At 67.3% G+C, this 22,931-nt stretch carries 26 protein-coding genes; 8 read left to right on the top strand and 18 right to left on the bottom strand.

Annotated elements, in window-relative coordinates:
• Positions 1–87: 87 nt before the first annotated feature.
• Positions 88–162: a 50S ribosomal protein bL37 gene (locus ABD768_RS43135; protein WP_369759046.1), complete on the bottom strand. Its 75-nt coding sequence runs from the start codon at positions 160–162 to the stop codon at positions 88–90.
• Between the two features lie 265 nt (positions 163–427).
• Between ABD768_RS43135 and ABD768_RS20165 the strand changes: the two genes are divergently transcribed.
• Both ABD768_RS20165 and ABD768_RS20170 read left to right on the top strand, forming a co-directional pair.
• On the top strand, positions 428–1,789 hold the full coding sequence (locus ABD768_RS20165) for an HD-GYP domain-containing protein (protein WP_344842751.1): 1,362 nt from the start codon (positions 428–430) through the stop codon (positions 1,787–1,789).
• Positions 1,786–3,069: an HD-GYP domain-containing protein gene (locus tag ABD768_RS20170; protein WP_344842754.1), complete on the top strand. Its 1,284-nt coding sequence runs from the start codon at positions 1,786–1,788 to the stop codon at positions 3,067–3,069. The genes ABD768_RS20165 and ABD768_RS20170 overlap by 4 nt, the downstream gene beginning before the upstream one ends.
• Here the strand turns inward: ABD768_RS20170 and ABD768_RS20175 are convergent.
• From ABD768_RS20175 to ABD768_RS20185, 3 genes are all read right to left on the bottom strand, one after another.
• On the bottom strand, positions 3,031–3,612 hold the full coding sequence (locus tag ABD768_RS20175; protein ID WP_343964610.1) for a DUF5317 domain-containing protein: 582 nt from the start codon (positions 3,610–3,612) through the stop codon (positions 3,031–3,033). The genes ABD768_RS20170 and ABD768_RS20175 overlap by 39 nt on opposite strands.
• An 87-nt stretch (positions 3,613–3,699) precedes the next feature.
• Entirely contained in the window at positions 3,700–5,355 is a 1,656-nt protein-coding gene (gene mctP / locus ABD768_RS20180; protein WP_344842756.1) for a monocarboxylate uptake permease MctP, read from the bottom strand.
• Positions 5,352–5,624 carry a DUF3311 domain-containing protein gene (locus ABD768_RS20185; protein ID WP_343964614.1) on the bottom strand — a complete coding sequence of 91 codons (273 nt, stop codon included), beginning with the start codon at positions 5,622–5,624 and terminating at the stop codon, positions 5,352–5,354. The genes mctP and ABD768_RS20185 overlap by 4 nt, the downstream gene beginning before the upstream one ends.
• 79 nt (positions 5,625–5,703) lie before the next feature.
• On the opposite strand from ABD768_RS20185, the gene ABD768_RS20190 reads away from it, so the two are divergent.
• Both ABD768_RS20190 and ABD768_RS20195 read left to right on the top strand, forming a co-directional pair.
• Positions 5,704–6,765, top strand: a complete 1,062-nt coding sequence (locus ABD768_RS20190; protein ID WP_344842759.1) for an endonuclease/exonuclease/phosphatase family protein — start codon at positions 5,704–5,706, stop codon at positions 6,763–6,765.
• Positions 6,762–7,391 carry a histidine phosphatase family protein gene (locus tag ABD768_RS20195; protein WP_344842762.1) on the top strand — a complete coding sequence of 210 codons (630 nt, stop codon included), beginning with the start codon at positions 6,762–6,764 and terminating at the stop codon, positions 7,389–7,391. Before ABD768_RS20190 ends, ABD768_RS20195 begins: the two co-directional genes overlap by 4 nt.
• Positions 7,392–7,401: 10 nt before the next feature.
• On the opposite strand, the gene ABD768_RS20200 is transcribed toward ABD768_RS20195, so the two are convergent.
• The 4 genes from ABD768_RS20200 to ABD768_RS20215 all read right to left on the bottom strand — a co-directional run bounded on the left by ABD768_RS20200 (position 7,402) and on the right by ABD768_RS20215 (position 10,722).
• Positions 7,402–8,040: a hypothetical protein gene (locus ABD768_RS20200; RefSeq protein WP_343964620.1), complete on the bottom strand. Its 639-nt coding sequence runs from the start codon at positions 8,038–8,040 to the stop codon at positions 7,402–7,404.
• 69 nt (positions 8,041–8,109) lie between these two features.
• Positions 8,110–8,496 (bottom strand): DUF7668 domain-containing protein, encoded by a 387-nt coding sequence (locus ABD768_RS20205; RefSeq protein WP_344842765.1) that lies wholly within the window; start codon positions 8,494–8,496, stop codon positions 8,110–8,112.
• Positions 8,489–8,986 (bottom strand): GNAT family N-acetyltransferase, encoded by a 498-nt coding sequence (locus tag ABD768_RS20210; RefSeq protein ID WP_344842768.1) that lies wholly within the window; start codon positions 8,984–8,986, stop codon positions 8,489–8,491. The genes ABD768_RS20205 and ABD768_RS20210 overlap by 8 nt, the downstream gene beginning before the upstream one ends.
• 80 nt (positions 8,987–9,066) lie before the next feature.
• Positions 9,067–10,722 (bottom strand): FAD-dependent monooxygenase, encoded by a 1,656-nt coding sequence (locus ABD768_RS20215; RefSeq protein WP_344842771.1) that lies wholly within the window; start codon positions 10,720–10,722, stop codon positions 9,067–9,069.
• A gap of 57 nt (positions 10,723–10,779) precedes the next feature.
• On the opposite strand from ABD768_RS20215, the gene ABD768_RS20220 reads away from it, so the two are divergent.
• Entirely contained in the window at positions 10,780–11,763 is a 984-nt protein-coding gene (locus ABD768_RS20220; protein ID WP_344842774.1) for a TetR/AcrR family transcriptional regulator, read from the top strand.
• 167 nt (positions 11,764–11,930) lie between these two features.
• Positions 11,931–12,182 carry a macro domain-containing protein gene (locus tag ABD768_RS20225; RefSeq protein WP_344842777.1) on the top strand — a complete coding sequence of 84 codons (252 nt, stop codon included), beginning with the start codon at positions 11,931–11,933 and terminating at the stop codon, positions 12,180–12,182.
• A gap of 177 nt (positions 12,183–12,359) precedes the next feature.
• Here the strand turns inward: ABD768_RS20225 and ABD768_RS20230 are convergent, their stop codons facing one another.
• Positions 12,360–13,265 carry a DUF2785 domain-containing protein gene (locus ABD768_RS20230; protein WP_343964630.1) on the bottom strand — a complete coding sequence of 302 codons (906 nt, stop codon included), beginning with the start codon at positions 13,263–13,265 and terminating at the stop codon, positions 12,360–12,362.
• Between the two features lie 163 nt (positions 13,266–13,428).
• Between ABD768_RS20230 and ABD768_RS20235 the strand changes: the two genes are divergently transcribed.
• On the top strand, positions 13,429–14,904 hold the full coding sequence (locus tag ABD768_RS20235; protein ID WP_343964632.1) for a sensor histidine kinase: 1,476 nt from the start codon (positions 13,429–13,431) through the stop codon (positions 14,902–14,904).
• A gap of 130 nt (positions 14,905–15,034) precedes the next feature.
• Here the strand turns inward: ABD768_RS20235 and ABD768_RS20240 are convergent, their stop codons facing one another.
• Positions 15,035–15,286, bottom strand: coding sequence for a WhiB family transcriptional regulator (locus ABD768_RS20240; protein WP_270137079.1), 252 nt, complete (start codon positions 15,284–15,286; stop codon positions 15,035–15,037).
• Between the two features lie 427 nt (positions 15,287–15,713).
• Between ABD768_RS20240 and ABD768_RS20245 the strand changes: the two genes are divergently transcribed.
• Positions 15,714–16,124 carry a hypothetical protein gene (locus ABD768_RS20245; RefSeq protein ID WP_343964636.1) on the top strand — a complete coding sequence of 137 codons (411 nt, stop codon included), beginning with the start codon at positions 15,714–15,716 and terminating at the stop codon, positions 16,122–16,124.
• 3 nt (positions 16,125–16,127) lie between these two features.
• Here the strand turns inward: ABD768_RS20245 and ABD768_RS20250 are convergent, their stop codons facing one another.
• The 8 genes from ABD768_RS20250 to ABD768_RS20285 form a co-directional block, all read right to left on the bottom strand.
• Positions 16,128–16,922 (bottom strand): RNA polymerase sigma factor SigF, encoded by a 795-nt coding sequence (locus ABD768_RS20250; RefSeq protein WP_343964638.1) that lies wholly within the window; start codon positions 16,920–16,922, stop codon positions 16,128–16,130.
• Positions 16,919–17,311: an ATP-binding protein gene (locus tag ABD768_RS20255; protein WP_343964640.1), complete on the bottom strand. Its 393-nt coding sequence runs from the start codon at positions 17,309–17,311 to the stop codon at positions 16,919–16,921. The genes ABD768_RS20250 and ABD768_RS20255 overlap by 4 nt, the downstream gene beginning before the upstream one ends.
• 106 nt (positions 17,312–17,417) lie before the next feature.
• Positions 17,418–18,188, bottom strand: a complete 771-nt coding sequence (locus ABD768_RS20260; RefSeq protein WP_425552051.1) for an amino acid ABC transporter ATP-binding protein — start codon at positions 18,186–18,188, stop codon at positions 17,418–17,420.
• Between the two features lie 11 nt (positions 18,189–18,199).
• A complete protein-coding gene (locus ABD768_RS20265; RefSeq protein WP_344842784.1) occupies positions 18,200–19,177 on the bottom strand; it encodes an amino acid ABC transporter permease in 978 nt (325 codons plus the stop codon).
• Position 19,178: 1 nt separating this feature from the next.
• The gene (locus ABD768_RS20270) at positions 19,179–20,087 is read right to left on the bottom strand and encodes an ABC transporter substrate-binding protein (protein WP_344842787.1); all 909 of its coding nucleotides are present in this window, start codon (positions 20,085–20,087) and stop codon (positions 19,179–19,181) included.
• A gap of 189 nt (positions 20,088–20,276) precedes the next feature.
• Complete coding sequence (locus ABD768_RS20275) at positions 20,277–21,029, bottom strand: amino acid ABC transporter ATP-binding protein (protein ID WP_343964648.1); 753 nt, start codon at positions 21,027–21,029, stop codon at positions 20,277–20,279.
• The gene (locus ABD768_RS20280) at positions 21,029–21,856 is read right to left on the bottom strand and encodes an amino acid ABC transporter permease (RefSeq protein ID WP_343964650.1); all 828 of its coding nucleotides are present in this window, start codon (positions 21,854–21,856) and stop codon (positions 21,029–21,031) included. Before ABD768_RS20280 ends, ABD768_RS20275 begins: the two co-directional genes overlap by 1 nt.
• Positions 21,853–22,698, bottom strand: coding sequence for an ABC transporter substrate-binding protein (locus ABD768_RS20285; RefSeq protein WP_343964652.1), 846 nt, complete (start codon positions 22,696–22,698; stop codon positions 21,853–21,855). Before ABD768_RS20285 ends, ABD768_RS20280 begins: the two co-directional genes overlap by 4 nt.
• Between the last annotated feature and the right edge of the window lie 233 nt (positions 22,699–22,931).

Below are 22,931 nucleotides of genomic sequence, written 5' to 3' on the forward strand. Positions count from 1 at the left end.
TGCGGTCAATGGTCTTGTTGTGACATGTGACCAAACTGCAAAGACCCCGGTTTTCACCGGGGTCCTCGCTGTCTGTAGCCGTCGTGCTCAGGCGTTGGGGCGCTTGCCGTGGTTCGCGCCCTTCTTCTTGCGTGCGCGACGCTTGCGGCCGGTCTTGCCCATTTGAAAGCCTCCTTGTAACAACTGCAAAGAGTCACAGTCTCTCATACCACGAGGGTGTGTTCACTACAGTGCGACGGGTCACGGTCTGGCTTACAGTGTTTCGGCACACGTCAGGCGATGCAAAATTTAGGTACTAGTCAGCGAAGCGCTGTCTGCCCCCCTGCACCCGCACATCCCCTGTGGGTTCGAGACTACGCCGCTGATCGGAGGTGACCTAAGATGCTTGATGGCAACTGGGACTGGTGACCAACCGCGAAGGCACTCTATGACGCCAGCCATACACCGAGCGGGACTGCGCATCCTCGTCTCGGCCGTCGCCATTGCGGCGATCGTGGTTTTCGTCATGTCGGCGCTCACGCTGTCCAGCTACCTGACAGTGGTCGGCCTGTGCCTTCTAGTACTCATCGGTAGTGCTCTTCGCTCGCCCCACGGTCCGACTCAGGGAGCCTCCCTGGCATCGATCGTGCTCATCTCGGTCTACGTGATCGTGGGACCTGCTGCCGCAGTCGTGGTGGCCGGGGTCGGCTCGCTGATCCAGGCCAGGCGGGTCCCGTTGATCAAGCGGGTTTTCAGTAGTGCGCAACGAATTCTGTCCGCCGCGGGTGGCGCGCTGGCCTTCATGGCCGTCGACGGTCCGGTCGGGCAGGTTGCTCTGGAGCACGTACCACGAGCCATCTTGGCCGTGACCTTGACCGGCCTGGCTCACCAGGTGGTCAACGCAGTACTGATGTCGTGTGTGCTGTCGCTGGAACGGGGGCCGGCGGTAGTCCGGGCGTTCTTCAGCGAAGTGGTCGTGCCGACTGCCCTGCCGATGCTGGGCTACGGCTTCCTCGGCCTGATCCTGGCCTTCATGTGGCTCGGCGGCCTGGGCATGATCGCCGGTCTGCTGACACTGGTTCCGCTGATCGTCGCGCGCTGGGCGCTGTCCCAGGACGCCGTCGAGCGGGCCGCGCAGGCGGCGACGATGCGTGCCTTCATCCAGCTGATCGAGACCAAGGACCTGTACACCCGCGGTCACTCCGAGCGGGTCAGCGAAGGGGCCGGCATGCTCGGCCGCCATCTGCGGCTGTCCGAGGACCGCCAGCAGGCGCTCGAGCACGCGGGGCTGCTGCACGACGTCGGCAAGGTCGGCGTCCCCACCAGCATCATCCGCAAGCCCGGCCGGCTCGACGACGCCGAGATGGACGCGATCCGGCTGCATCCCGCGCGCGGCGTCGAGCTGATCGGCAACATCCCGTTCCTCGAAGAAGTGAAGTCCGCCGTCCTGCACCACCACGAGAAGTTCGACGGTTCGGGCTACCCGGCCGGACTGAGTGGCACCAACATCCCGTACTTCGCGAGGATCATCGGCATCGTGGACGCCTTCGACTGCCTGACCTCGACCCGTTCCTACCGGCCGGCCCGCAGCATCGAGGAAACCATCGCCATCTTGGTCCAGGACCGTCACACCCACTTCGACCCCGCGCTGGTCGATGCTTTCGTCGAGGTGATCGGGAAGCAGGGCTGGACGCCCGCGGCGGCCGACCAGCCGGCGCCGAACGGGACGATCGACGCCGCGATCGACCACGACGACCTCAGCCTCGGCAGCGGCGGCGGAGCCACCGGATCGGCGGCCGGACCGGCATGACGATGACGGGGGAGACCGAAGGGCTTGACCTCAGGAACTTCGGCAGTGGCGTGGTGATCGTGCTCGCCGGCGCGGTGCTCGGCCTGGCCGCGGTTGTACTCACTGCCCGGCGGGGGATGACTGAGTGGCCGGCCGCGCTGACCTTCGGTGGCCTGATCGCAGTCGGAGAGATGGTGCAGTTCCGGGTGGACCGGACCCGCAACCGTGCGCCGATCGCCACCAGCGCAGCGCTCGGCTACTGCCTGCTGCGTGGTCCCGAGGTCGCGGTACCACCGGATGTCGCTCAGATCATCGCGGTCACGGCCGTGGCGACGGCCGCCGGCGTGCTGCCCCGGGTGGTCGCCGGACTGGCATGGGACGCGGTGGTCTCGAGCCGGCGGTTGCTGTCGGTCGGCGCCGCCGCGGCGGTGTTCGCGGCGATTGCTCCGACCGACCTGTCATGGAACGGCTCCTGGCGGCACGCGCTGCCACTGTGCGGGGCGATGATCCTGGCCGTGCTGTCCGCCGCGGTCCTCGACGCCATCGTCGGAGCGGGCCAGTCCACCGAGCGGCACAACAAACCGTTCCCGGCGGCCCTGCGCGACGAGTTCGGCGTGATGGGACGGATCGGGATGGCGATGGCGATCAGCGGCATTCTGCTGGCCTCGGGCACCTCGTTGGCCGGCCTGTGGGCGCCGCCGCTGGTTCTCGTTCCGCTGCTGCTCACTCAGTTCGCCTTCCGTCGCTATTCGTCGGCTCAGCGGACGTACCGGACGACGGTTCGGTCGATGGCTCGGAGTACGGAGATCGCTGGGTTCAGTAGTCCTGGGCAGAATGCCCGGACCGCGAGTCTGGCGGTGGCGATCGGGAACGATCTGGGGTTGACGCCGGCTCGGATGGAGGCGTTGGAGTATGCGGCGCTGCTGTCGGGGGTGGGGCAGCTGGCGCTGGCGGATCCGAGTCCGGGTGGGGCGTCGTTGCTGCGGAGCCGGGAGGAGCGGCAGCAGGCTGCTGAGATCGGGGCCTCGATCATCGAGCGGTCGGGGGTGCTGGATCACGTCGCGGAGATCGTGCGGCACTCCAATGACCCTTATCGGCAGGGGCGGGCCAGCAACCCGGACATTCCGGTGGAGAGTGGGATCGTCAACGTGTCGCTTGCCTATGAGCAGTTGGTGGGGGAGGGCAGCGGCCAGACGCCGGGCAAGGCGATGGAGAACATCGGGCTGGGCATCGGCGCGGAGTACGACCCGGTAGTCGTCGAGTCACTTCGCCGGGTGGTCGGCCGGGGGTTCCGCTTCTAGGTCCGACCAGCTGGGCGGCCGGTCGGTCGGGATGTGGCCGGTGCCGCCCATTCCGGCGTACAGGAGTAGGCCGGCGCCTGCGGCTATGAGGACGTCGCCGGGGCTTACTGCTTGGCCTAGGCCGGGTAGGGCTACTGGTACTACGTCGCCTAGCCAGTGGAGACGGGTGGAGGCGTCTACTAGCTCGTGGCGGGGGTCCTCGGTGAAGGTTGTGATGCCGGCGCGGGCGAGGGTTGCCGGGGAGACGGGCATGGCGCCGTTCAGGGCGACTACTAGGGCGTTGCAGGTGAAGCCGGCGGCTAGTAGGGCTACACCGGGACGCCGGAGGTTCAGGCGGAGGAAAACGGCTATGCAGACGGCTGAGCCGACCAGGCCTACTGGGTAGGCGACACCGCCGGTCATAGAGCCCAGGACCTGGCCTGTGGCGGCTGCGGCGAGCCAGTGGAGGCCGGTGAGGGTGTTGTCGGCCAGATCCGTCAGGTGCCCGCCGGTCAGCAGTGCCGCCCCGGCGGCGAGCAGCATGACGAGCAGAACCAGCAACATCCTGGTGATTCTGCCCGTCATGGCCCGTCAAATCAGCGCACTCGACTCCTTAGCGTGTCGAGGCAACCACTTTCTGTGTTCCGCGTACTACGCCTTGGCAGCCGCCGCGCCACCCTCGTCGAGCAGATCCGGCAGGTCCTTCACCCCGGGATCGCCCGCGTCGGCCAGGTAGTCGGTCGGGTGGGTGGAGTCCACGCCCTCGCCCACCTTGAGCGCCCGCAGGATCAGGGTCAGGACGACGGTCACGACCAGGTTGATCGAGACGGCCGTGAGCCCGATGTAGACCTGCTTCTCGGTGAACGGGAAGTTCGCCAGCGAGCCGCCGAAGTGCTTCTTCGTCGCCGGGTTGACCACGTTGTACGCCGAGATGGTGCCGAACACCATCGCCACCGCCCAGCCGGTCAGCAGCGCCCAGCGGTGGAACCACCGGGTGAACAGGCCGACCACGATCGCCGGGAAGGTCTGCAGGATCCAGATCCCGCCGAGCAGCTGCAGGTTGAGCGAGATGGTCTTGTCCATCCCGAGCACGAAGATCAGCGCGCCGAACTTCACCAGCAGCGAGGCGAGCTTGGAGACCTTGGCCTCCTGCGCCGGGGTCGCGTCCTTCTTCAGGAAGTCGCGGTAGATGTTGCGGGTGAACAGGTTCGCGGCCGCGATCGACATGATCGCCGCCGGCACCAGCGCGCCCACCGCGATCGCCGCGAAGGCGATACCGGCGAACCAGGCCGGGAATTCCTGGTCGAACAGCCGCGGAATCGCCAGTTGCGGGTTCGCCAGGCCGTCCAGGCCCTTGATGTTGACCTTTGCGGTGATCGCCATGAATCCGAGCAGGGCGAGCAATCCGAGCAGGAGTGAATAGGCCGGCAGGATCGCCGCGTTCCGGCGGACGACATTTCTGTTCTTGGTGGACAGTACCGCCGTCACGGAATGTGGATACATGAACAGCGCCATCGCCGAGCCGAGGGCCAGCGTCCAATACGCCGAGTACCCGGCTTCACCAGGAATGAAGGCGCCGGTCGGTTTTCCGGTGGCCGGGTTCGGGGTCGCCATCTTCGCCTTGGCGGCGTCGAAAATGGTGTCCCAGCCGCCGAGCGCGTGCGGCAGGTAGATGATCGCGACGGCGATCACCAGGTAGATCAGGCCGTCCTTGACGAACGCGATCATCGCCGGGGCGCGCAGGCCGGACGAGTAGGTGTACGCCGCGAGGACCGCGAACGCGATCAGCAGTGGCAGGTCCTTGGCCAGCGTGTTACTGCCGCCCAGGCCCATCGTCTCGAAGACCGCCTGCATGCCGACCAGCTGCAGCGCGATGTACGGCATCGTCGCGAGGATGCCCGTGACGGCCACCGCCAGCGACAGGCCGCGGCTCCCGTACCGGCCGCCGACGAAGTCTGCCGGGGTCACGTACCCGTTCCGGTGCGCGACCGACCAGAGCCGGGACATGAAGATGAAGATGATCGGGTAAACCACGATGGTGTAGGGCACGGCGAAGAAGCCGCTGATCGCGCCGGTCGCGTACATCGCGGCCGGTACGGCGACGAACGTGTACGCCGTGTAGAGGTCGCCACCGAGCAGGAACCAGGTGATGAAGGTGCCGAAGCCACGGCCACCCAGACCCCACTCGTCCAGGCTGTCCATCTCGCCCGACCGGCGCCAGCGCGCGGCCATGAAGCCCATCACGGTGACGGCGGCGAAGATGACGATGACGATGATCAGCTGGACCCAGTCGACCTTGGTGTTCATCGCTCGCCCTCCTTCCGGCTCGAGCCGGCGTCGAGGCCTGCCTCGGCCCGTCGCTTACGCTCCTCGCGCATCACCAACTGGTAGGAGATGCTCACCGTGATCGCGGAGACGAACACCCAGAGCAGCTGGTACCAGTAGAAGAACGGAAATCCCCACAATCGGGGTTCGTCCTTGGCGTAAGTGGAGACAAGTAGCGGTACGACCACCGAGGCCGCCAGCAGTACGCCGGCGATCCAGTACGCGGGTCTGACCGCGGCAAGCTTGGACACAGCAACCTCCTCGAGACACAGGCGCGCGGTGAAGGCTACCGCTCGCTAACGGATAGCGACTAGACCTTCAGGGTGGGGTATGGATACTGATGCGGCGTGGAACCTGCGGCGGGTCGTGCTGTCGGTGCTCTTTCTGCTGGTTGTTGCCGTGCCGCTGTATCCGGAGCTGTACGGGCTCGACGAGGTCACGCCGTTCGCGCAACTGGTGGCCTTCCGGCCTCAGCTCCTGGTTCTGGTGCTTGTACTTGGGTTGGCGATGTTGCTGCGGTGGAACTGGCGGATCGCGGCCGGGCTGGTGATTCTGCTTGCGCTCGTCGGTGGGGTGCTGGTGGCGCCGCGGAAGTTCTCGGACCCGACGCCGCCTCCGGCTGGTACGCGGGCGCTGACGGTGATGGTCGCCAATGTGCTGGGCGGGGGAGCGGATCCGGGTGAGGTGGCCAAGCTGATCAATGCCCACCGGCCGGACATCGTTTCGTTGCCGGAGGCACAGGTCGACGTACGGCAGTCGATCGAGGCGCATCTTTCGGGCTTGCGGTACTACGGGTATACGCAGCAGGCGAACGCCGCGGTGGAGAGCGCTACGAGCGTGCTGGTGTCCGCGGATCTGGGCAGCGTGCATTTCGACTCGGAGAAGCTTGATACGGGGAGCGTCAGCTCACAGCAGCCTGGTACCAAGCCGGGGGCCGGGGATCCGGGGGCCGTGACGATCGGGCCGGTGCAGCAGACGACCACGCAGTTCGGGCACATCATCGTCACGGGTGGGAATCTCGGGAAGCTTCGGCTGATCGCTTATCACGGGTATCCGCCGCTACCGAAGGACGTGACGATCTGGAAGCAGGACCTTCAGGTCGTGAAGGACTGGTGTGCGGCTGGTTCTCCGACTGTGGTCGCGGGCGACTTCAACGCAACGGTCGACCATGCGGACTTCCGCTCCGCCCTCGGCCGGCGCTGCAAGAGCGTCGGCCCCAGCGTCGGCGAAGGCTTCCAGGGCACCTGGCCGGCCGACCGCCCGGTGCTCTTCCGCACCCAGATCGACCACGTAGTCGTCTCCGACGGCATCCTGCCGGGCAAATTCCAGACGTACGAGATAGAAGGCTCCGACCACCGCGCAGTCATCACCACGATCGCCGTGCCGAAATGAGACGGATCTACCTCGTCACGCATGCCGAGGCTCAGCATCATGTGGATGGGTTGGTCGGGGGTTGGTACGACTCGGAGTTGACTGAGCGGGGGCGGGTGCAGGCCGAGCGGATTGGTGAGGTGCTGGCCGGCCGGATCGGGGCCGGGGCGGTGGAGGTTTACTCGTCGGATTTGCGGCGGGCCCGGCAGACGGCGGAGCGGATTGCCGGCAGGTTCTCGGTCGGCGTACAGGTTGATGCTCGGCTTCGGGAGAGGTCCAACGGGGAGGCGGACGGGCGGCCGCAGGCTTGGCTCGACGAGCGGCGGGTGCCGCTGCCGGAGTACGGGGATCGGCTTGGTCATCACGACGGGCCGGCGGGGGCGGAGACTCGGCTGGAGTTGGTCGAGCGGCTGTACCCGGCTCTCGACGACATCATCCGTCGACCGGTCGCCAACCAGATCCTCGTGTCGCACGGCTCCGCGTCGAGCTATCTGATCGCGGCCTGGATCGGTATGCCGATGATGTCGACCGACCGCGGCTTCTTCCCACTGAAATCGGGCAGCATCACCACTCTGCTCCGCAACGACACCCACTTCAGCCACCAGGTCGTCACCCTCAACGAAACCCAGCACCTCCACGACCTATGAGAACCAGGTCTCACTCGCCTGTCTCATTGACCGCCCGGCACCAGATGTCGGTGGTGTCCTCGTCACCCCATTCGGCGGGGTTCGGAATGATCTCGAGACCGGTGGCGGGGATGTCGACGCCGAAGCTCGTCTCGACCCAGTGGCGGTAGGGGAGATTCGCGACCTCGCCTCCGGGTTCGGGCACCGGCGGCTCAGACCAGTCGTCGTTCCAGCAGACCTCTTTGTAGCCGATGGCGAGCAGGCGGAGGAAATCCACGGCGTCCTCTCCCAGCACGCACATCAGCAGCGATCCGCTTCCAGAGGCCAGATGGACGATGAGATCCCGCCCGTCGGGCGCGCGCCACAAAGCAGCCATGGAACCGTCACCACCGGTTCTGCAGAACGGCCACAGCACCGGTACGCCGTCGCGCACCGGCGCGAGCCAGCCGGCCAAACGGTCGCCCACCTCGTCAGTGGTGTTGCCGCGAAGAAGGAGGTATGAGCCGGGTCCGTTGAACGGGTCGTCAGACAGCGAACCCCAGAGTTCGCCGTCCTCGTCCGTGTGGACGAAGCCGTTGATATCCACCCACTCGAACAACATCCGCAACGGATCCGGTACGCCGATGCCCGGCGGAACTCTGGCCATCGTCACTTCCGCAAACCGCCCCATCCCGCGACGGTACGGGCCGCGCCCACCACCTGTCGACCGCGGCATCCTCCGACGAAGAGGACCGAGCGGCTACGCGACGTAGACGAGGTGGGGGCGGAACCGGAACGCGGTTTCGTCGTCTTCGAAGACCGCGATGTCCAGCACCAGGTCGGTGCTGCCGTCTTCAGCGGACCAGAGGTCGATCAGGCAGTCCCAGCGGTTGCCTTGCCAGCTGGCGATCGAGGTGCGCCAAGTCGCGTCCGGGAGCGGGATCAAGGTGGGTGATCCGTACGCCTCGATCAGTTCGCGACACAGCGCCGACCGATCTTCGGCGAGGGGATCGACGTTCTCGAGGTTCTGGCCGATGCGGGCGTCTCCGCGGAGGAGGGAGTCGACGATCGCGCTGAGGGTAGCTCGCCAGGCGTGCGGTACGGCGGTCTGGACGGTGACCTTCAGGGGCGGTATTTCCTCAGTCATCGGAGTTGGCGAGGTTGATCCAGTACCGGCGTACGGATCGGTCGCCGCGGTGCTGGGTGTCTGTTGGTACTCCGCCGTGGCGTTCGATGGTTTTGGTGGACGGGAGGTTGTCGGCCAGGCAGACGAGCATTACGCGGGGGATGCCCAGAGTGCTTGCGTGGTTGAGGATTTCGCCTAGTGCCCAGGTGGCGAGGCCGCGGCCGCGGGCGGAGGGGCGGATGCCGTAGCCGATGTGACCGTTCTGTTCGTGGAGGTGGTGGCGGAGGGCGATACCGCCTTGCACCCGGTTGTCTTCGAGGATCCAGCGGAGGGTTGCGTTCGGCTGGCTTGTCAGCCGGGCGACCCAGGTTGCGAATCCTTCCGCCGATTCGACGTCGTCGGTCTCGGCGATGCCGAAGCCGTCCTCGTGAAGGCCTGGTCCCCACTCCGCGTGTGCCTCCAACCACTCGGCATGCAGGCGAACAGTGGGTGCAATCAGTAGCCGCGACACTCGCCAAACCTACCGTCCGCAGGTGGCGCGACAGCCCGCCAAGCCGACGGCGCGGCCGGGGTTTCAGTGCCGGTTTGAGGTCAGGTGGTCGGCACCGGGATCGGCCTGGCCAGCAGTTGGTCCAGCGCGTCGGTGATGAAGCGCGCGGGGTCCGGTACCGCGGCACTGACACGCATCGCGACGATCGCGTCCGGTCGTACGAGCATGGCCCCCTCATCGGACAGCCAAGGCACAGACACCCGGTACGCCGGTAAGCCCAACTCAGCCGCAGCAGCAAGCCACCGGTCGCCCCCAGCGCCCGCGTTACCACCCCCGCCATCCGGGCGACCGTTCCTGGCGTCTGCGTGGTTGTCGGTAGCACCTACTAGCAGGGTCCAGTGGGATGCGACCAGGTCGAGGGTTGATAGGCCGTCGACCCAGGCGTGGGGGACTCGGGAGCCGGGGGTGCCGTCCAGTGCTGCGGCTAGGTCGGTTGTGGACGGTAGTACTGGCTGGGGGTTGATGATGGCGGGTGAGGCGTAGCGCTGGCCTAGGTGGACGACCGGGGCTGCCCAGACCCCGGCTGCCTTTCTGGCTGCGTCGGCTTCGGGGCCGCGGCCCCAGTGCAGCGCAGGGTCGCCTACACGTCGCATTGCTTGGTCCAGGGTGGTTGCGGCGATCGGCTCGCGCTCCTGGGCGTAGGTGTCGAGCAGGGCGACGCCTGCTTCGCCGTGGTGGACCGCTGCTAGCTTCCAGGCGAGGTTGTGGGCGTCGGCGACGCCGGTGTTGAGGCCGAAGGCGCCCAGCGGGGAGACGGTGTGAGCGGCATCGCCGACGAGGAAGACTCGGCCGACAGCGAAGCGGTCGGCCAGTGAGCTTCGGGGGCGCCACGGAAGTACGCTGCGGATCTCCACGGCGAGGTCGGGATCGCCTACGGCTGCGCGGACGATTGCGACACAGCGTTCGGGTGTGAAGTCCTCGGGACGTTCGCCGGCGTCGACATCGCAGGCGACATGGAAGACCCAGGTCGACTCGCCGTCGACGGTGACCAGCAGGCCAGGCGCGTCCGGCGTGGTGATCGTGCAGGTACCGAACGATATCCCTTGCAGATAAGGCCGCAGGTCAGCGCGGAACAGGATGTTGATCATCGACTTGCCCAGGTCACCCGCTCCGGACGTACCGACGCCGAGCGCAGTCCGTACCGCGCTATGCCCACCGTCCGCGGCCACGACCCACGAGCACCGGAGCGAATAGCGACCGTCCGGCCCGTCGAGTTCGACGTCGACCCCATCGGCGTCCTGCGTGATGCCGACCAGATTGGTCGACCAGCGCAGGTCCGCGCCACGGCGTACCAGGTCGGCCGCCACCACGGCGTCGAGCCGGTCCTGTGCGCAGACACCGCGCAGCTTGAACGGCGTCACGTCCAGCGCCCCCGCGGGCGGGGTGGGCATGGGGACGGTGACCACGTCGCCCGCGCCCATCTCGATGACGGTCCGCGCCACCGCCTTGCCCACCGCCCCGGCGCCCTGGAGGTCGACAGCGACGGCGTCGGCGGCTGTGTCGAGCCCGAGTTCGCGGAGGATCTCGACCGTACGGGACCCGATGCCGGTGGCGCGCGGGTGGATCGACGGCCCGTCACGGCGTTCGACGAGCACGGCCGGTACGCCGTGATGGGCGAGCAGCGCGGCGGCGATCAGCCCGACGCTGCCGCCGCCTGCGACTAGTACCGGCGCTTCTGGATACGCTGTATTCGTCATGGCTACAGCGTAGCCATAAGCTAGGATGGCGTGTCAACGAGGAAAGGAACCCGCTCGATGACCGACCCTGCGCCTTCGTCGGTGTGGACCAGGCAGCGCCCGCAACCGGCCCGCCGCGCGCCCGGCGTCGACCAGTACGTCGCGGCCGCCCTCGCCGTCGCCGACACCGAAGGCCTGGACGCCGTCTCGATGCGCCGCGTCGCCGGCGACCTCGGCTCCGGCACAGCCACCCTCTACCGCTACATCACCAACCGCGACGAACTACTCGACCTGATGATCGACGCCGTCCAAGGCGAAGATCCCCTCCCCGACGACACCGACAGCACCCGGGATGCCGGCAGCACCGGAGATACGGACGGCACCGGAGATGCGGACGGCACCGGAGATGCCGGCAGCACCGGGGATGCGGACGGTGGCGGGGATGCGGACGGTGGCGGGGATGCCGGCAGCACCCGGGATGCGGACGGTGGCGGGGATGCGGACGGCACCGGGGATGCGGACGGTGCGGGGGATGCGGACGGTGCGGGGGATGCGGACGGCACCGGAGATGCCGGCAGCACCGGGGATGCGGACGGTGGCGGGGATGCCGGCAGTGCGGGGGATTGGCGGGCTGGCTTGGCTGCGGTCGCTCATGCCCTGCGGGCGACCCTGCTGCGGCACCCGTGGCTGGCGGGCGAGCTCACGGGGAGGCCCTCCCTCGGCCCCAACTCCTTGCGCAGGTCCGAAGCCGCCCTGCGCGCCGCCGTCGCGCTCACCCCCGACATCACCCTCGCGTCGCAAGCCCTCAGCACCGTTCGCGCGTACGTCCTGGGCTCGGTCGCCGGCCAGCAAGCTGCCCTGCTCGCCGAGCAACGCAGCGGTCTCACCAAGGAGCAATGGCAACACAGCCAAGGCCCCTACATCACCCAGATCCTAGCCGCCGGCGAACACCCCATGCTCGCCCGCCGCATCCACGAAGCCGAAGAACCCGACCCCGACAACGACTTCACCTTCGGCCTCAACTGCATCCTCGACGGCCTCGCAACCCACTTCAACCGCTAGGCATTCTCGAACTCACGGCGCGATGACCGCCGTCGTCCACGGGTCCCCGACCGAGCGCGGCATGATGGCTCCGTGGTGTCGCGGATTCTCCTTGTCGATCTTGACTCCGAGCTGGTGGACGCCTGGCGCGAGGTCTTCGCGGGGAGATCGCCGAGGGTGCGATCGAAGTGCGGCATGGCTCGCTGCTCGATGTACTGACCGAGGTCGACGCCGTACTGACGGCAGGCAACAGTTATGGGCAGATGGATGGCGGGGTCGACCGGGCAATCGCCGAGTACTGGCCTGGCGTGCAGCGGTCGGTGTGGACGGCGCTGGCCGACGAACACCACGGCTACCTGCCCGTTGGTTCCGCTGCCGTCGTCCCGACTGGTGGCGATCCGTGCCGCTGGCTGGTCACGCACCCACCATGCGCTTGCTAGCCCCTAGCCGCAACCTTGTGCTCGACCTGAGCATTCAAACGCTCGCGAAGCACTCAGGTGAAGCACAAAGTCGCCCCGATTGAGTACCGCCGTCGGCTGCTCGGTCGACCACGGTACGCCGCGGCGTCGGGCCAGCCACCGCTGACAAGGCCAGCTTGCGTTCGCCGGCGTGGGGAGTCAGGTGTTGTTGGCGGCTGGGCGGTAGATGTAGGGCTGGGAGCCTCGGACAGCCTCCGTCAGCATCAGGAGCATGTCGGCTCGGGCTTCGATGGGGCGGCCGAAGAGTTCGTCGTCGCCGGGGATGGGGAAGCCTTTGACGCCGATGGCGAGCTGGCTGAGCAGCACATGCAGCACGCTGCGTGCGTTGAAGACGTTGGGCGTCGGCCACTCGGGCAGCGTCTCGTGCATCAGCGGCTGCTGGGCCGCAGTAGCCGCAACCGGCTTGAGCCACCGTTCCAGTTCGTCGCTGGTCAGCATGTTCCGGTGCAGGATCGTCATCACCGCATGGGCGACCCGGTCATGCTCCTCATGCACCCACCGGTACTGCGTTTCCTTCACGATCCGGTCAGCCAGTACGTCGAGCAGCGCCCGCAGCACCCCCGCGTCGCAGTGCCGTGAGCGGGCCAGTGCGCCGATAGCGTCAGCCCCATGCGCCACGGCATGCGCCCACCCGCAGTCGGCGACATACCCACGCAGGTCGCGCTCGCGCAGCAGCCAGGTGGCCAGCCGGTCACCCCACCGCATCACTACCTCGTCGTGGACGAGGAACTCGGCGTTGTCGCGATGGATCACCTCCGCCAGCGTCAGCGCGGTGAACGAGCGGCGGAAGACCGTGTCGGTGCCGTCCTCCCCGAGCCCGTAGGCGAGTCCGGCGCAGAGACCGTCACCGAAACCAGGCAGCAGGTCGTCGTAGACCCCGCGCTCGAGCCAGGTGGCCAGGGTCGGGTAGGCCAGCGCATCCCGCACCTGCGGGTTGGTACTGGCCAGGCCCCGGACGAGCTCCTCGGTGAGGTCGGTCAGCGCACGGTCGCGGGGTACCGCGTAGTCCGCGGCCATCACGTCCTGCCAGTACGTCGACTCCACCAATGCATCCTTTCACTTGGACCTGCTCAATCAACACCCATCCACCCGCTCCTGTCGAGCCTGCCCACGCCCGACATCGGCAACCACCCCGTACCCAGCCACCCCAGACCCAGCCCCACCTGCCCGAAGTACCGCCGGCAACCCATGCCCTAGGCTCAGCCCCGTGCCGTCTTTGAGCGATGTGGCGCGGAACCACACGACGCTGGACCAGGCGGACCTGGACCGGCTGCAGCTGCTGGTGTCCGACTGGCAGATGCTGGCCGACCTGTCCTTCGCGGACCTGGTGCTCTGGCTGCCCGACACCGAGGGGCTCGGCTTCTGGGCGGGCGCGCAGATGCGGCCGACCACCGGCCCGACGGCGTACCTGGACGACATCGTCGGCAGTTTCGTACCGCGCGACCGCCGCCCGCTGCTCGACCAGGCCTACGACACCGGCCGGATCTGCCGCGAGGGCGACCCCGAATGGCGCGACGACGTGCCCGTCCGGGTCGAGACGATCCCGGTACGCCGCGGCGCCCGCGTGATCGCCGTGATCGCCCGCAACACCAACCTGCTCGGCGTCCGGACGCCCAGCCGGCTCGAGATCGCCTACCTCCAGAGCGCCACCGACCTCGCCCGGATGATCACCGACGGCATCTTCCCGTACGGCGGTGAGCGGCTGCTGTCCACCACCCCACGCGTCGGGGACGGCTGCATCCGGGTCGATCGTCACGGCATGGTGACGTTCGCGAGCCCGAACGCGTTGTCCGCGTACCGCCGGATGGGACTGGTCACCGACCTGGTCGGCAGCCGGCTGAAGGACATCACCGGCGAACTCATCCACAGCGGCCAGAAGGTGGACGACGTGCCGGCCTCGGTGCTCACCGGCCGGGCCGCCAAGGAGATCGAGATCGAGAACTCCGACGCGACCCTGTTCCTGCGGGCGATCCCGTTGCGGGCCGAGGGCGAGCACGTGGGCGCGCTGATCCTGCTCCGCGACGTCACGGAGCTGCGGAGCCGGGAGCGGGAGCTGGTCACCAAGGAGGCGACCATCCGGGAGATTCATCATCGCGTCAAGAACAACTTGCAGACCGTCGCCGCGTTACTGCGAATGCAGGGAAGGCGCATCACCGTGCCAGAAGCCCAGTCTGCGCTGGCCGAAGCCGTCCGCAGAGTGGGATCGATCGCGATCGTGCACGAGACGCTGTCGGAGTCGTTCGACGAGCACGTCGACTTCGACGACGTCGCCGACCGGGTCGCCGCGATGGTCGCGGACGTGTCGACGATCTCGGCCGAGGTGACGATCAGCCGGACCGGCACGTTCGGCGTACTGGACTCCGAGGTGGCGACCCCGCTGGCGATGGTGCTGACCGAACTCATGCAGAACTCGGTCGAGCACGCCTTCAGCAGCAGGTCGACCGAGCACCCGACCGGCACCATCGAACTGGCCGCCCAGCGGAGCGTCGGGCGGCTGCGGGTGGTGGTGACCGATGACGGCAAGGGGCTTCCGGCGAACTTCGACTCCGAGACGTCCGGCAACCTGGGGCTGTCGATCGTCCGCACGCTGGTGATCGGCGAACTCGACGGACTGCTCGAATTCCACCCACGCACCGACGGCCCTGGCACAACGGTCGTCCTTGACTTTCCGGTCAAGGAGTAGTGCCCGTAATTTCTGAACAGCCGTGGGTCCTTGTCCACAGTTCTTCGGAAACAACGCGAGCTTTTTACCGCAGTTACAAGGGAAATCGAAAGGCCCCGCGGATCCCGCGGGGCCTGCGTCGAAACTCGTGTCAGGCGGTGCGGATGCGAGCGCGGGCGTTGCGGCGCTTCAGAGCGCGTCGCTCGTCCTCACTCAGACCGCCCCAGACACCGTGGTCCTGGCCGGCTTCCAGCGCCCAGGCGAGGCACTGTTCACGCACGTCGCAGCGACGGCACACCTGCTTGGCCTCCTCGATCTGCATGATCGCGGGCCCGGTGTTGCCAATGGGGAAAAATAGTTCCGGGTCCTCATCGAGGCAAATGGCCCGGTGGCGCCAATCCATGGCGGATCCCATCTCTCTCAGTAGTTTGGTGACGCTGACGGCCTGGTCTGTGCCCAGTCAGCGCGCCTGTACTCGCACGGGGGTGGTGCGGAGCGTTGTGAACGTTTTCACGAACGACTCCATGTTCCCAATCTAGTGTGATCGAAACAAGGGTTCTGGAGTTGTCGATCCGATCACAACACTCTCTTAACACTACGAACCGGTGCACAGCGGTTCACCGCGTCCGGAAACCGGACGAGGGAGCCTCGGTGCGATCACCCGTTCACTGCAAGTAACCGATCCAACAGCCCTGGGGTTACGCAAAACTTCAATCCCTGTGGGGCTGAGGTTCTCCGACCCTTGAGCTCCCGGGGGAGGAGGGTCGTCGTCCCGGTTGCTCTCCGGCCGGGCGCACTACCGCTCCGCGCCCAGCACTACGCTGGAGCCCGTGCCGACCGAAACGACGCCGTCCACAGCTCCGCGCCCGCTCAAGCTAGCTGCGGCTGTGGTCGCAGCGGAAGGGCTGGTGCTCGCCGTTCTGGGAATTGTCGAAGCAATTACGATCGACAAGGACCGGCTGGTGCTCGGTCTGACCACCGCCGGCTTCCTGCTCCTGTACGGCGCCGGCCTGCTCTTCGTCGCCCGCGGGCTCTACCGGACCTCGCCCTGGAGCCGCGGGCCGGCCGTCTTCGCCCAGCTGATCCAGCTGTTCATGGCGTACAGCTTCTGGGGCGGCTCGACCAAGTTCGTCTCGGTGATCCTGGCCGTCGCCGCGATCGCCGTGCTGGTCGCCGTCTTCCAGAAGCCGTCGATGGAGGCCCTCAACCGGGAGCCGGGCGAGGACCACCCGGTCCTGTAGCAGTCACTCCTTGAGCAGGCCTGCCCGCAGTTCGGTGAGCGTGCGGGCGAGCAGCCGGGAGACGTGCATCTGCGAGATGCCGATCTCGTCGGCGATCTGCGACTGGGTCATGCCCCGGAAGAACCGCAGCGTCAGGATCCGCTTCTCGCGGGTGTCCAGCTGGGCCAGCAGCGGCTTGAGCGACTCGCGGTACTCGACGCTCTCCAGCGCCTCGTCCTCGCCTCCCAGGCCGTCCAGGACCGTCGTGGCGTCCGCCTCGTTCTGGTCCGGGGCGTCCAGGGACAGCGTGTTGTAGGCGTTCGCCGACTCCAGGCCCTCGATGATCAGGTCGGCCGGCAGCCCCAGCCGCTCGGACAGCTCCCCGACCGTCGGCGCCCGGCCCTGCTCCTGCGTCAGCTCGGCGGTGGCCGCGGTCAGCGACAGTCGAAGCTCCTGGAGCCGGCGCGGCACCCGGATGGCCCAGCCCTTGTCCCGGAAGTACCGCTTGATCTCCCCGAGGATCGTCGGCGTCGCGTAGGTGGAGAACTCCACCCCGCGATCGGAGTCGAACCGGTCGATCGCCTTGATCAGGCCGATCGTGGCCACCTGGACCAGATCGTCGTACGGTTCGCCGCGGTTGCGGAAGCGCCGGGCGAGATGCTCCACCAGCGGCATGTGCAAGGAGACCAGGCTGTCACGGGCGAGCGTGTGGGCCGGATCTCCTGGGGTCGAACCACCCATCGCGGCGAAGTAGGTGGCGGTCTTGGTGCGTAGGTCGGGTTCCTGGGGCTCGCTCTCCAGGGGTCGTTCGTCTGTCACGCCTTCTCCGACGTGGTCGCGGACGACGACACCGTGATCGTCAGCCGCCCGTCGACGGTCTCGGCAGCGGCAGACTCCACCAGCGCGGTCAGTACGGTCCACCCGAACGAGGTGGTGTCCGGCTTCCAGCCGTTCGGCACGGTGGCCGTCGTACTGATCGTCAGCTGCGGCGGGGCGATCTCGAAGACCAGGTCCAGGACGCCGTCGGAGGCCTGCGGGAGCAGCAGCGCGCACGCCTCGTCCACCGCGATCCGCAGATCGTCGATCGCGTCCACGGTGAAGTCGTTGCGGGCCGCCAGGTTGCCGACGACCGACCGCGGCACCGCGATGTAGGCGCTGTCCGCGGGAATGCTGAGGCGGACCTCGGCGGATCGTCCGTTGCTGCTCACAGTGCTTTGCCTCCCAGGCAGGGCTGACGCGATGGGCGCCTGGCCCATCGCGTTACATCTTCCACTCTTCAGCCCAGCTATGCACGCCGAGCAGCCGTACTGCGGCCTACGGGTGCTCGTGCTCCGAACGCAGCCGGCTCAGGAAGGTCTTGGTGCGCTGGTGTTGCGGGTTGCCGATCACGTCGGCCGGGGCGCCGGCCTCGACCACCACCCCGCCGTCCATGAAGACGACCGTGTCGGCCACCTCGCGGGCGAAGGACATCTCGTGAGTGACGACGATCATCGTCATCCCCTCGGACGCCAGCTCACGCATCACCGACAGCACCTCGCCGACCAGTTCGGGGTCGAGCGCAGACGTCGGCTCGTCGAACAGCATCAGCTTGGGCTGCATCGCCAGTGCCCGCGCGATCGCCACCCGCTGCTGCTGGCCACCTGACAACTGCGCCGGGTACGCCGCACAGCGGTCGGCCAGCCCGACGCGTTCGAGCAGCTCGAGCGCACGCTGGCGGGCTGCCTTCTTCGACTCGCCCTTGACCTGGACCGGCGCCTCGGCGACGTTCTCGATCGCCGTCATGTGCGGGAACAGGTTGAACCGCTGGAAGACCATCCCGATCTCGCGCCGCTGGGCCGCGATCTGCTTGTCGGGCAGCCGGTACAGCTTCCCGTCCCGGTCGGCGTACCCCATCAGGTCGCCGTCGACCCAGATCCGGCCGCCGTCGATCGTCTCGAGCTGGTTGATGCAGCGCAGGAAGGTGGTCTTGCCCGATCCCGACGGGCCGAGCAGGCAGACCACCCGGCCCTCGTCGACGTCGAGGTCGATGCCCTTCAGCACCTGGTTGTGGTGGAACGACTTGGTCACGTTGACCGCGTGGACCAATGGTCCGATCATCAGGCGCCTCCTGCCCCGGCCGGCCGGGCGGCTCGCGGGGCCTTGGTCCCGAAGCCCTTGCCGAAGTGCCGCTCGAGGAAGTACTGCCCGACCATCAGCACGCTGGTGGCGGCCAGGTAGTACAGCGTCGCGGCGACGGCGACCGGGAATGTCTTGTAGTAAACGCTTCCGATCGACTGCAGCTGGTAGAACAGCTCGGTCGTCACCGGTACCGCGATCAACAGTGAAGTGTCCTTGAGCATGGCGATCGTCTCGTTGCCGGTCGGCGGCACGATCACCCGCATCGCCTGCGGCAGCACGACCCGGCGCATCGCCTTGCCCCGGTTCATCCCGAGCGCCTCGGCGGCCTCGAGCTGGCCCTTGTCGACGCTCATGATGCCGGCCCGGGCGATCTCGGCCATATACGCCGCCTCGGACAAGCCGAGTCCCAGCACGCCGGCCACGATGCCGGTGAAGACCTGGTTGGCGTCCAGGGTCAGGAACCGCCAGTCACCCGACATCCCCAGCCACTCGATGATCTTCCAGTCGAACGGGAAGCCGAACGACAGCCCGTCCTTGAACAGGATGCCGAGCGTGGCCATCGTGAACAGCAGGATGTACCGCGGAACGCTGCGGAAGAACCAGGTGAACAGCCAGGCCACGCCCGACAGGATCGGGTTGTCCGACAGCCGCATCACGGCCAGCAGTACACCGCCGCCGACCCCGAGCACCATGCTCAGCACGGTGACCAGCAAGGTGCCCTTGACCAGGCCCTCGAGCACCGGCGACTGGTTCATCGCCTGGAAGACGAACTTCCAGTCGAACTCCTTGTTGGTCAGCACCAGGTGCGCGAACATCGCGAACAGCACCGCGAGGACGGCGATGGCCACCCAGCGGCCCGGGTGCCGGACCGGGACGGCGTCGATCGCGCCCGGCCGGTCAGCCGCCGTGGTGGCGGGCTGGTCGACCGGACGCGGGTCGTCGGTACCTGACGTCATCTCAGGGGTTCACGGCGAAGTCGGTGATCGCGCCCGACTCGTTGCCCCAGGTGCTCAGCGCAGCCTTGTAGGAGCCGTCGGCATCGACCGCCTTGAGGGCCTTGGCGAGCGCGTCGGCGAAGGCGGTCTCGGCCTTCGGTACGACGTACCCGTAGGGCGCGGCGTCGTAGATGTCGCCGAGCGCCTCGATCTTGCCCTGCGACTGCTTGGCGGCGTACAGGACGACGGGGGAGTCGGCGAGCATCGCGTCGGCCTTGCCGGTGGCGACATCGGCCGTGGCGGCGTCCTGCTTCTCGCGGATGATCAGCTTGATCTCCGGCTTGCCGGCCTTCTTGCAGGCCGCCTGCTTGACCGGGAGGTCGTCCTCCAGCTGGGTGGTGCCCTTCTGCACGGCGATCGTCTTGCCGCAGGCGTCGGCCGGGTCGACCTTCTTCGGGTTGCCCGCCGCGGTGGCCCACTGGGTGCCGGCGTTGAAGTAGCTGACCATGTTGACCTGGGCCTTGCGCTTGTCGTTGATGGTGAACGACGAGATGCCCATGTCGTACTTGCCGCTCTGCACACCGGTGATGATGGTGTCGAAGCCGGCCGGCTGCCAGTCGACGGTGACGCCGAACTTCTTCGCGACGGCGTTGAACACGTCGACGTCCATCCCGGCGACGGTCTTGCCGCCCTGCAGGAACTCGTTCGGCGGGTAGGTCGCGTCCGTGCCGACGGTGATCTTGCCGGCCGACTTGATCTTGGCCGGCAACGCCGCTGCCAGTTCCGGGTCCACGGAGCCGCCGGTGGTCGGCTGGCTCGACGACGAGGTGCTCGTCGACGGGGAACTACCCGACAGGCTGTCCGAACCGCATCCACTCGCGGACAGCACCACGACCCCACACACGGCAAGGGTCATACGCAGAACTGACATCTCAAGGCCCTCCAAGGCTGCTTTTTCCGCATCTTGGCACAGCCCCCGACCAGTTGCGCACTGACAAACACCGATTGGAGACCGGATCGTAGTCATCGTCACACTCGGTACTGGGTCCGTACGCCGCGGCCGCCACGGACTGTCGGCGGCCGCGCACGGACGGTGACTTCATGTTGCGTATGGCAACGATCAGGTCGGCTCGACGTGGGTCGGGTCGAGCACCCGGCGCAGGAAGGTCCGGGTGCGCTCCTGCTGCGGGTTGCCGATCACCTCGGCGGGCGGGCCCTGTTCGACGATCACGCCGCCGTCCATGAAGACCACCCGGTCGGCGACCTCGCGGGCGAAGGCCATCTCATGGGTGACGACGAGCATCGTCATGCCGTCCAGGGCGAGCTTGCGCATCACCGTCAGGACGTCGCCGACCAGCTCTGGGTCGAGCGCCGAGGTGGGCTCGTCGAAGAGCATCAGGGCCGGGTCCATCGACAGCGCCCGGGCGATCGCGACCCGCTGCTGCTGACCGCCCGACAGTTGCATCGGGTAGGCGTTCACCTTGTCGTTGAGGCCGACCCGATCGAGGTTGGCCCGCGCGATCTCCCCGGCGGCCGACGCGTTGCGTCGCAGTACCGTCGTCTGCGCCACGGTGCAGTTGGCCAGTACGGACAGGTGCGGGAACAGGTTGAACTGCTGGAACACCATCCCGATCCGGGCCCGGGCCGCGTCCAGGTGGCAGTCGGGGTCGGTGATGTCCTCGCCGCTGACGAGCACCTTGCCCTTCTCCGGTACTTCGAGCAGGTTGACGCACCGCAGCAGCGTCGACTTGCCGGAGCCGGACGGCCCGATGACGCAGACCACCTCGCCCTCCTCGACGGCGAAGTCGATGCCGCGGAGTACGTGGTTGCTGCCGAAGGACTTGTGCAGATCGTGGATTTCTACCAGTGCCATCAGCGCGCCCTCGCAGCCTTTGCCTCGAGCCGGCGGACGAGGATGCCCAGCGGCAGGGTGATGATCAGGTAGCAGATGCCGGCCACGATCAGCGGTGTCAGGTTCGACTCGCTGTTGGCCAGCTCGCGACCGAACCCGGTCAGCTCGTTGGCCGACGTCGAGACGCCGATGATGAAGACCAGCGACGAGTCCTTGACCAGCAGGATCAAGTCGTTGGCCAGCGCCGGCAGCACGATCCGGAACGCCTGCGGCAGGACGATCTTGCGCAACGCCAGCCCGGGCGGCATCCCGAGCGACCGGGCCGCCTCGATCTGCCCCTTCGGCACCGCCTGGATGCCGGCCCGGATCACCTCGGCCATGTAGGCGGCCGCGACGATGCCGAGCGCGAGCCAGACCACGCCGTACGGATCGAAGGGAATCGTCATCCCCTCGAACGCGAGCGGCAGCAGGCTGAACGCGATGAAGACCACGATGGCCGGCAGCCCACGGAAGAACTCGATGTACGCCGTCGCCAGCCACCGGTACGGACCGACCGAACTGAGTCGCATCAGGGCCAGGATCGTGCCGCCGGCCAGGCCGATCACGAACGCTCCGGCGGTGTACTCGAGCGTCTTCAGCAGCGCCTCGGGCAACCCCTCGGTGAAGGCTGCCTTGATCAGCGCCGGCCGGAAGAAGACGTCACCGATCTGCTTCCAGTCGGCCGAGAAGATCGCGACCACGACCAGCGCGGCCAGTACGGCGTACTGCGCCAGCCGCCAGCGCTGCGACCGCTGCCGGGGACTCAGCCCCCGCCGGGGTACGGCGGGGGCGTGTTCGGGCGCGCTCACTTCTTCGGCTCGGTCTTGAACCACTTCTTGTAGATCTCGGTGTAGCTGCCGTCGGATTTGGCCTTCTTCAGCAGCTCGTTGAACTTCTCCACCAGCTTGGTGCCGGACGGGTCGTCCTTCTTGGCGGCGAAGCCGTACTTCTCACCGGTGTCGAACTCCGCGACCACGGCGGTGTCGGGGTTCTCCGAGACGAACGGGTAGAGCACGCCGTTGTCGTTGATCGCGGCGTCCACCCGGCCGGACTTGACGTTGTTGGTCTGCAGCGTCAGGTCGGCGAAGACCAGCACCTCGTAGCCGTTGGCGGCCTTGTACTTGTCCGCGTAGTCCTTGCCGGTGGTATCGGCCTGGGCGCCGATCTTCTTGCCCTTCAGGTCGGCCAGCGACTTGTACGGCGAGTCCTTCTTCACCAGCAGGACCTGGGTCGCGTCCATGTAGGGGTCGGTGATGGCGAGCGCCTTCTGCCGGTCCTCGCGGATCGTCATCGCGCCCATCCCCATGTCGCACTTCTTCGCGGCGAAGGCGGCCCCGGAGGTGATCTGCGACCACTCGATGTTGACCACCTCCTGCTCCACGCCGAGATCCTTGGCGACCAGGTCGAGCAGGTCGTAGTCGAAGCCGACCACCTTGGTGCCGTCCTTGAACTCGAACGGCTTGTACGGCAGGTGTGTGCAGACGGTCAGCTTGCCGGACTTGACCAGCGTGATGCCGGCCGCCTTCGCCTTGTCGTCGCTGCCGCCGCCGCTACCGGAGTCGTCGCCACCGCAGGCGACCAGGGAGAGGGCGAGAACGGCCGCCGAGGCGGCTGCCACCGTACGGCGGCTGGTACGCAGAATCTGGTTCATCGCGAGTGCTCCTCGTGCCGGTTGTGGAAGGTTCGCATCCTGGCACAGCAGGCAGTCACGTGACCGCTGCTTTCGGTGGACGAGACTCGATCGTCATCCGCGGTACTGCAGTGTGTGAACCCTCACAGATAGGACCAGTGTGTCCTGTGGTTTACTCGTAGCGACGGGTGACCCCCTGGCAACGGCGCCGTTCGACGCACCCTCATCGAACGCTCGCTCCTGCATTTCTTCTG

Source organism: Kribbella ginsengisoli (assembly GCF_039537185.1).
GTDB lineage: Bacteria > Actinomycetota > Actinomycetes > Propionibacteriales > Kribbellaceae > Kribbella > Kribbella koreensis.

Bases quoted from the DNA above. Each gene is read 5' to 3' on its own strand.
- ABD768_RS20200 (WP_343964620.1), bottom strand. From the start codon at position 8,040: ATGGGGCGGTTTGCGGAAGTGACGATGGCCAGAGTTCCGCCGGGCATC.
- ABD768_RS20265 (WP_344842784.1), bottom strand. From the start codon at position 19,177: ATGACGTCAGGTACCGACGACCCGCGTCCGGTCGACCAGCCCGCCACC.
- ABD768_RS20220 (WP_344842774.1), top strand. From the start codon at position 10,780: ATGACCGACCCTGCGCCTTCGTCGGTGTGGACCAGGCAGCGCCCGCAA.
- ABD768_RS20240 (WP_270137079.1), bottom strand. From the start codon at position 15,286: ATGGATTGGCGCCACCGGGCCATTTGCCTCGATGAGGACCCGGAACTA.
- ABD768_RS20285 (WP_343964652.1), bottom strand. From the start codon at position 22,698: ATGAACCAGATTCTGCGTACCAGCCGCCGTACGGTGGCAGCCGCCTCG.
- ABD768_RS20170 (WP_344842754.1), top strand. From the start codon at position 1,786: ATGACGATGACGGGGGAGACCGAAGGGCTTGACCTCAGGAACTTCGGC.
- ABD768_RS20190 (WP_344842759.1), top strand. From the start codon at position 5,704: ATGGATACTGATGCGGCGTGGAACCTGCGGCGGGTCGTGCTGTCGGTG.
- ABD768_RS20270 (WP_344842787.1), bottom strand. From the start codon at position 20,087: ATGTCAGTTCTGCGTATGACCCTTGCCGTGTGTGGGGTCGTGGTGCTG.
- ABD768_RS20205 (WP_344842765.1), bottom strand. From the start codon at position 8,496: ATGACTGAGGAAATACCGCCCCTGAAGGTCACCGTCCAGACCGCCGTA.
- ABD768_RS20275 (WP_343964648.1), bottom strand. From the start codon at position 21,029: ATGGCACTGGTAGAAATCCACGATCTGCACAAGTCCTTCGGCAGCAAC.
- mctP (WP_344842756.1), bottom strand. From the start codon at position 5,355: ATGAACACCAAGGTCGACTGGGTCCAGCTGATCATCGTCATCGTCATC.
- ABD768_RS20165 (WP_344842751.1), top strand. From the start codon at position 428: ATGACGCCAGCCATACACCGAGCGGGACTGCGCATCCTCGTCTCGGCC.
- ABD768_RS20195 (WP_344842762.1), top strand. From the start codon at position 6,762: ATGAGACGGATCTACCTCGTCACGCATGCCGAGGCTCAGCATCATGTG.
- ABD768_RS20215 (WP_344842771.1), bottom strand. From the start codon at position 10,722: ATGACGAATACAGCGTATCCAGAAGCGCCGGTACTAGTCGCAGGCGGC.
- ABD768_RS20175 (WP_343964610.1), bottom strand. From the start codon at position 3,612: ATGTTGCTGGTTCTGCTCGTCATGCTGCTCGCCGCCGGGGCGGCACTG.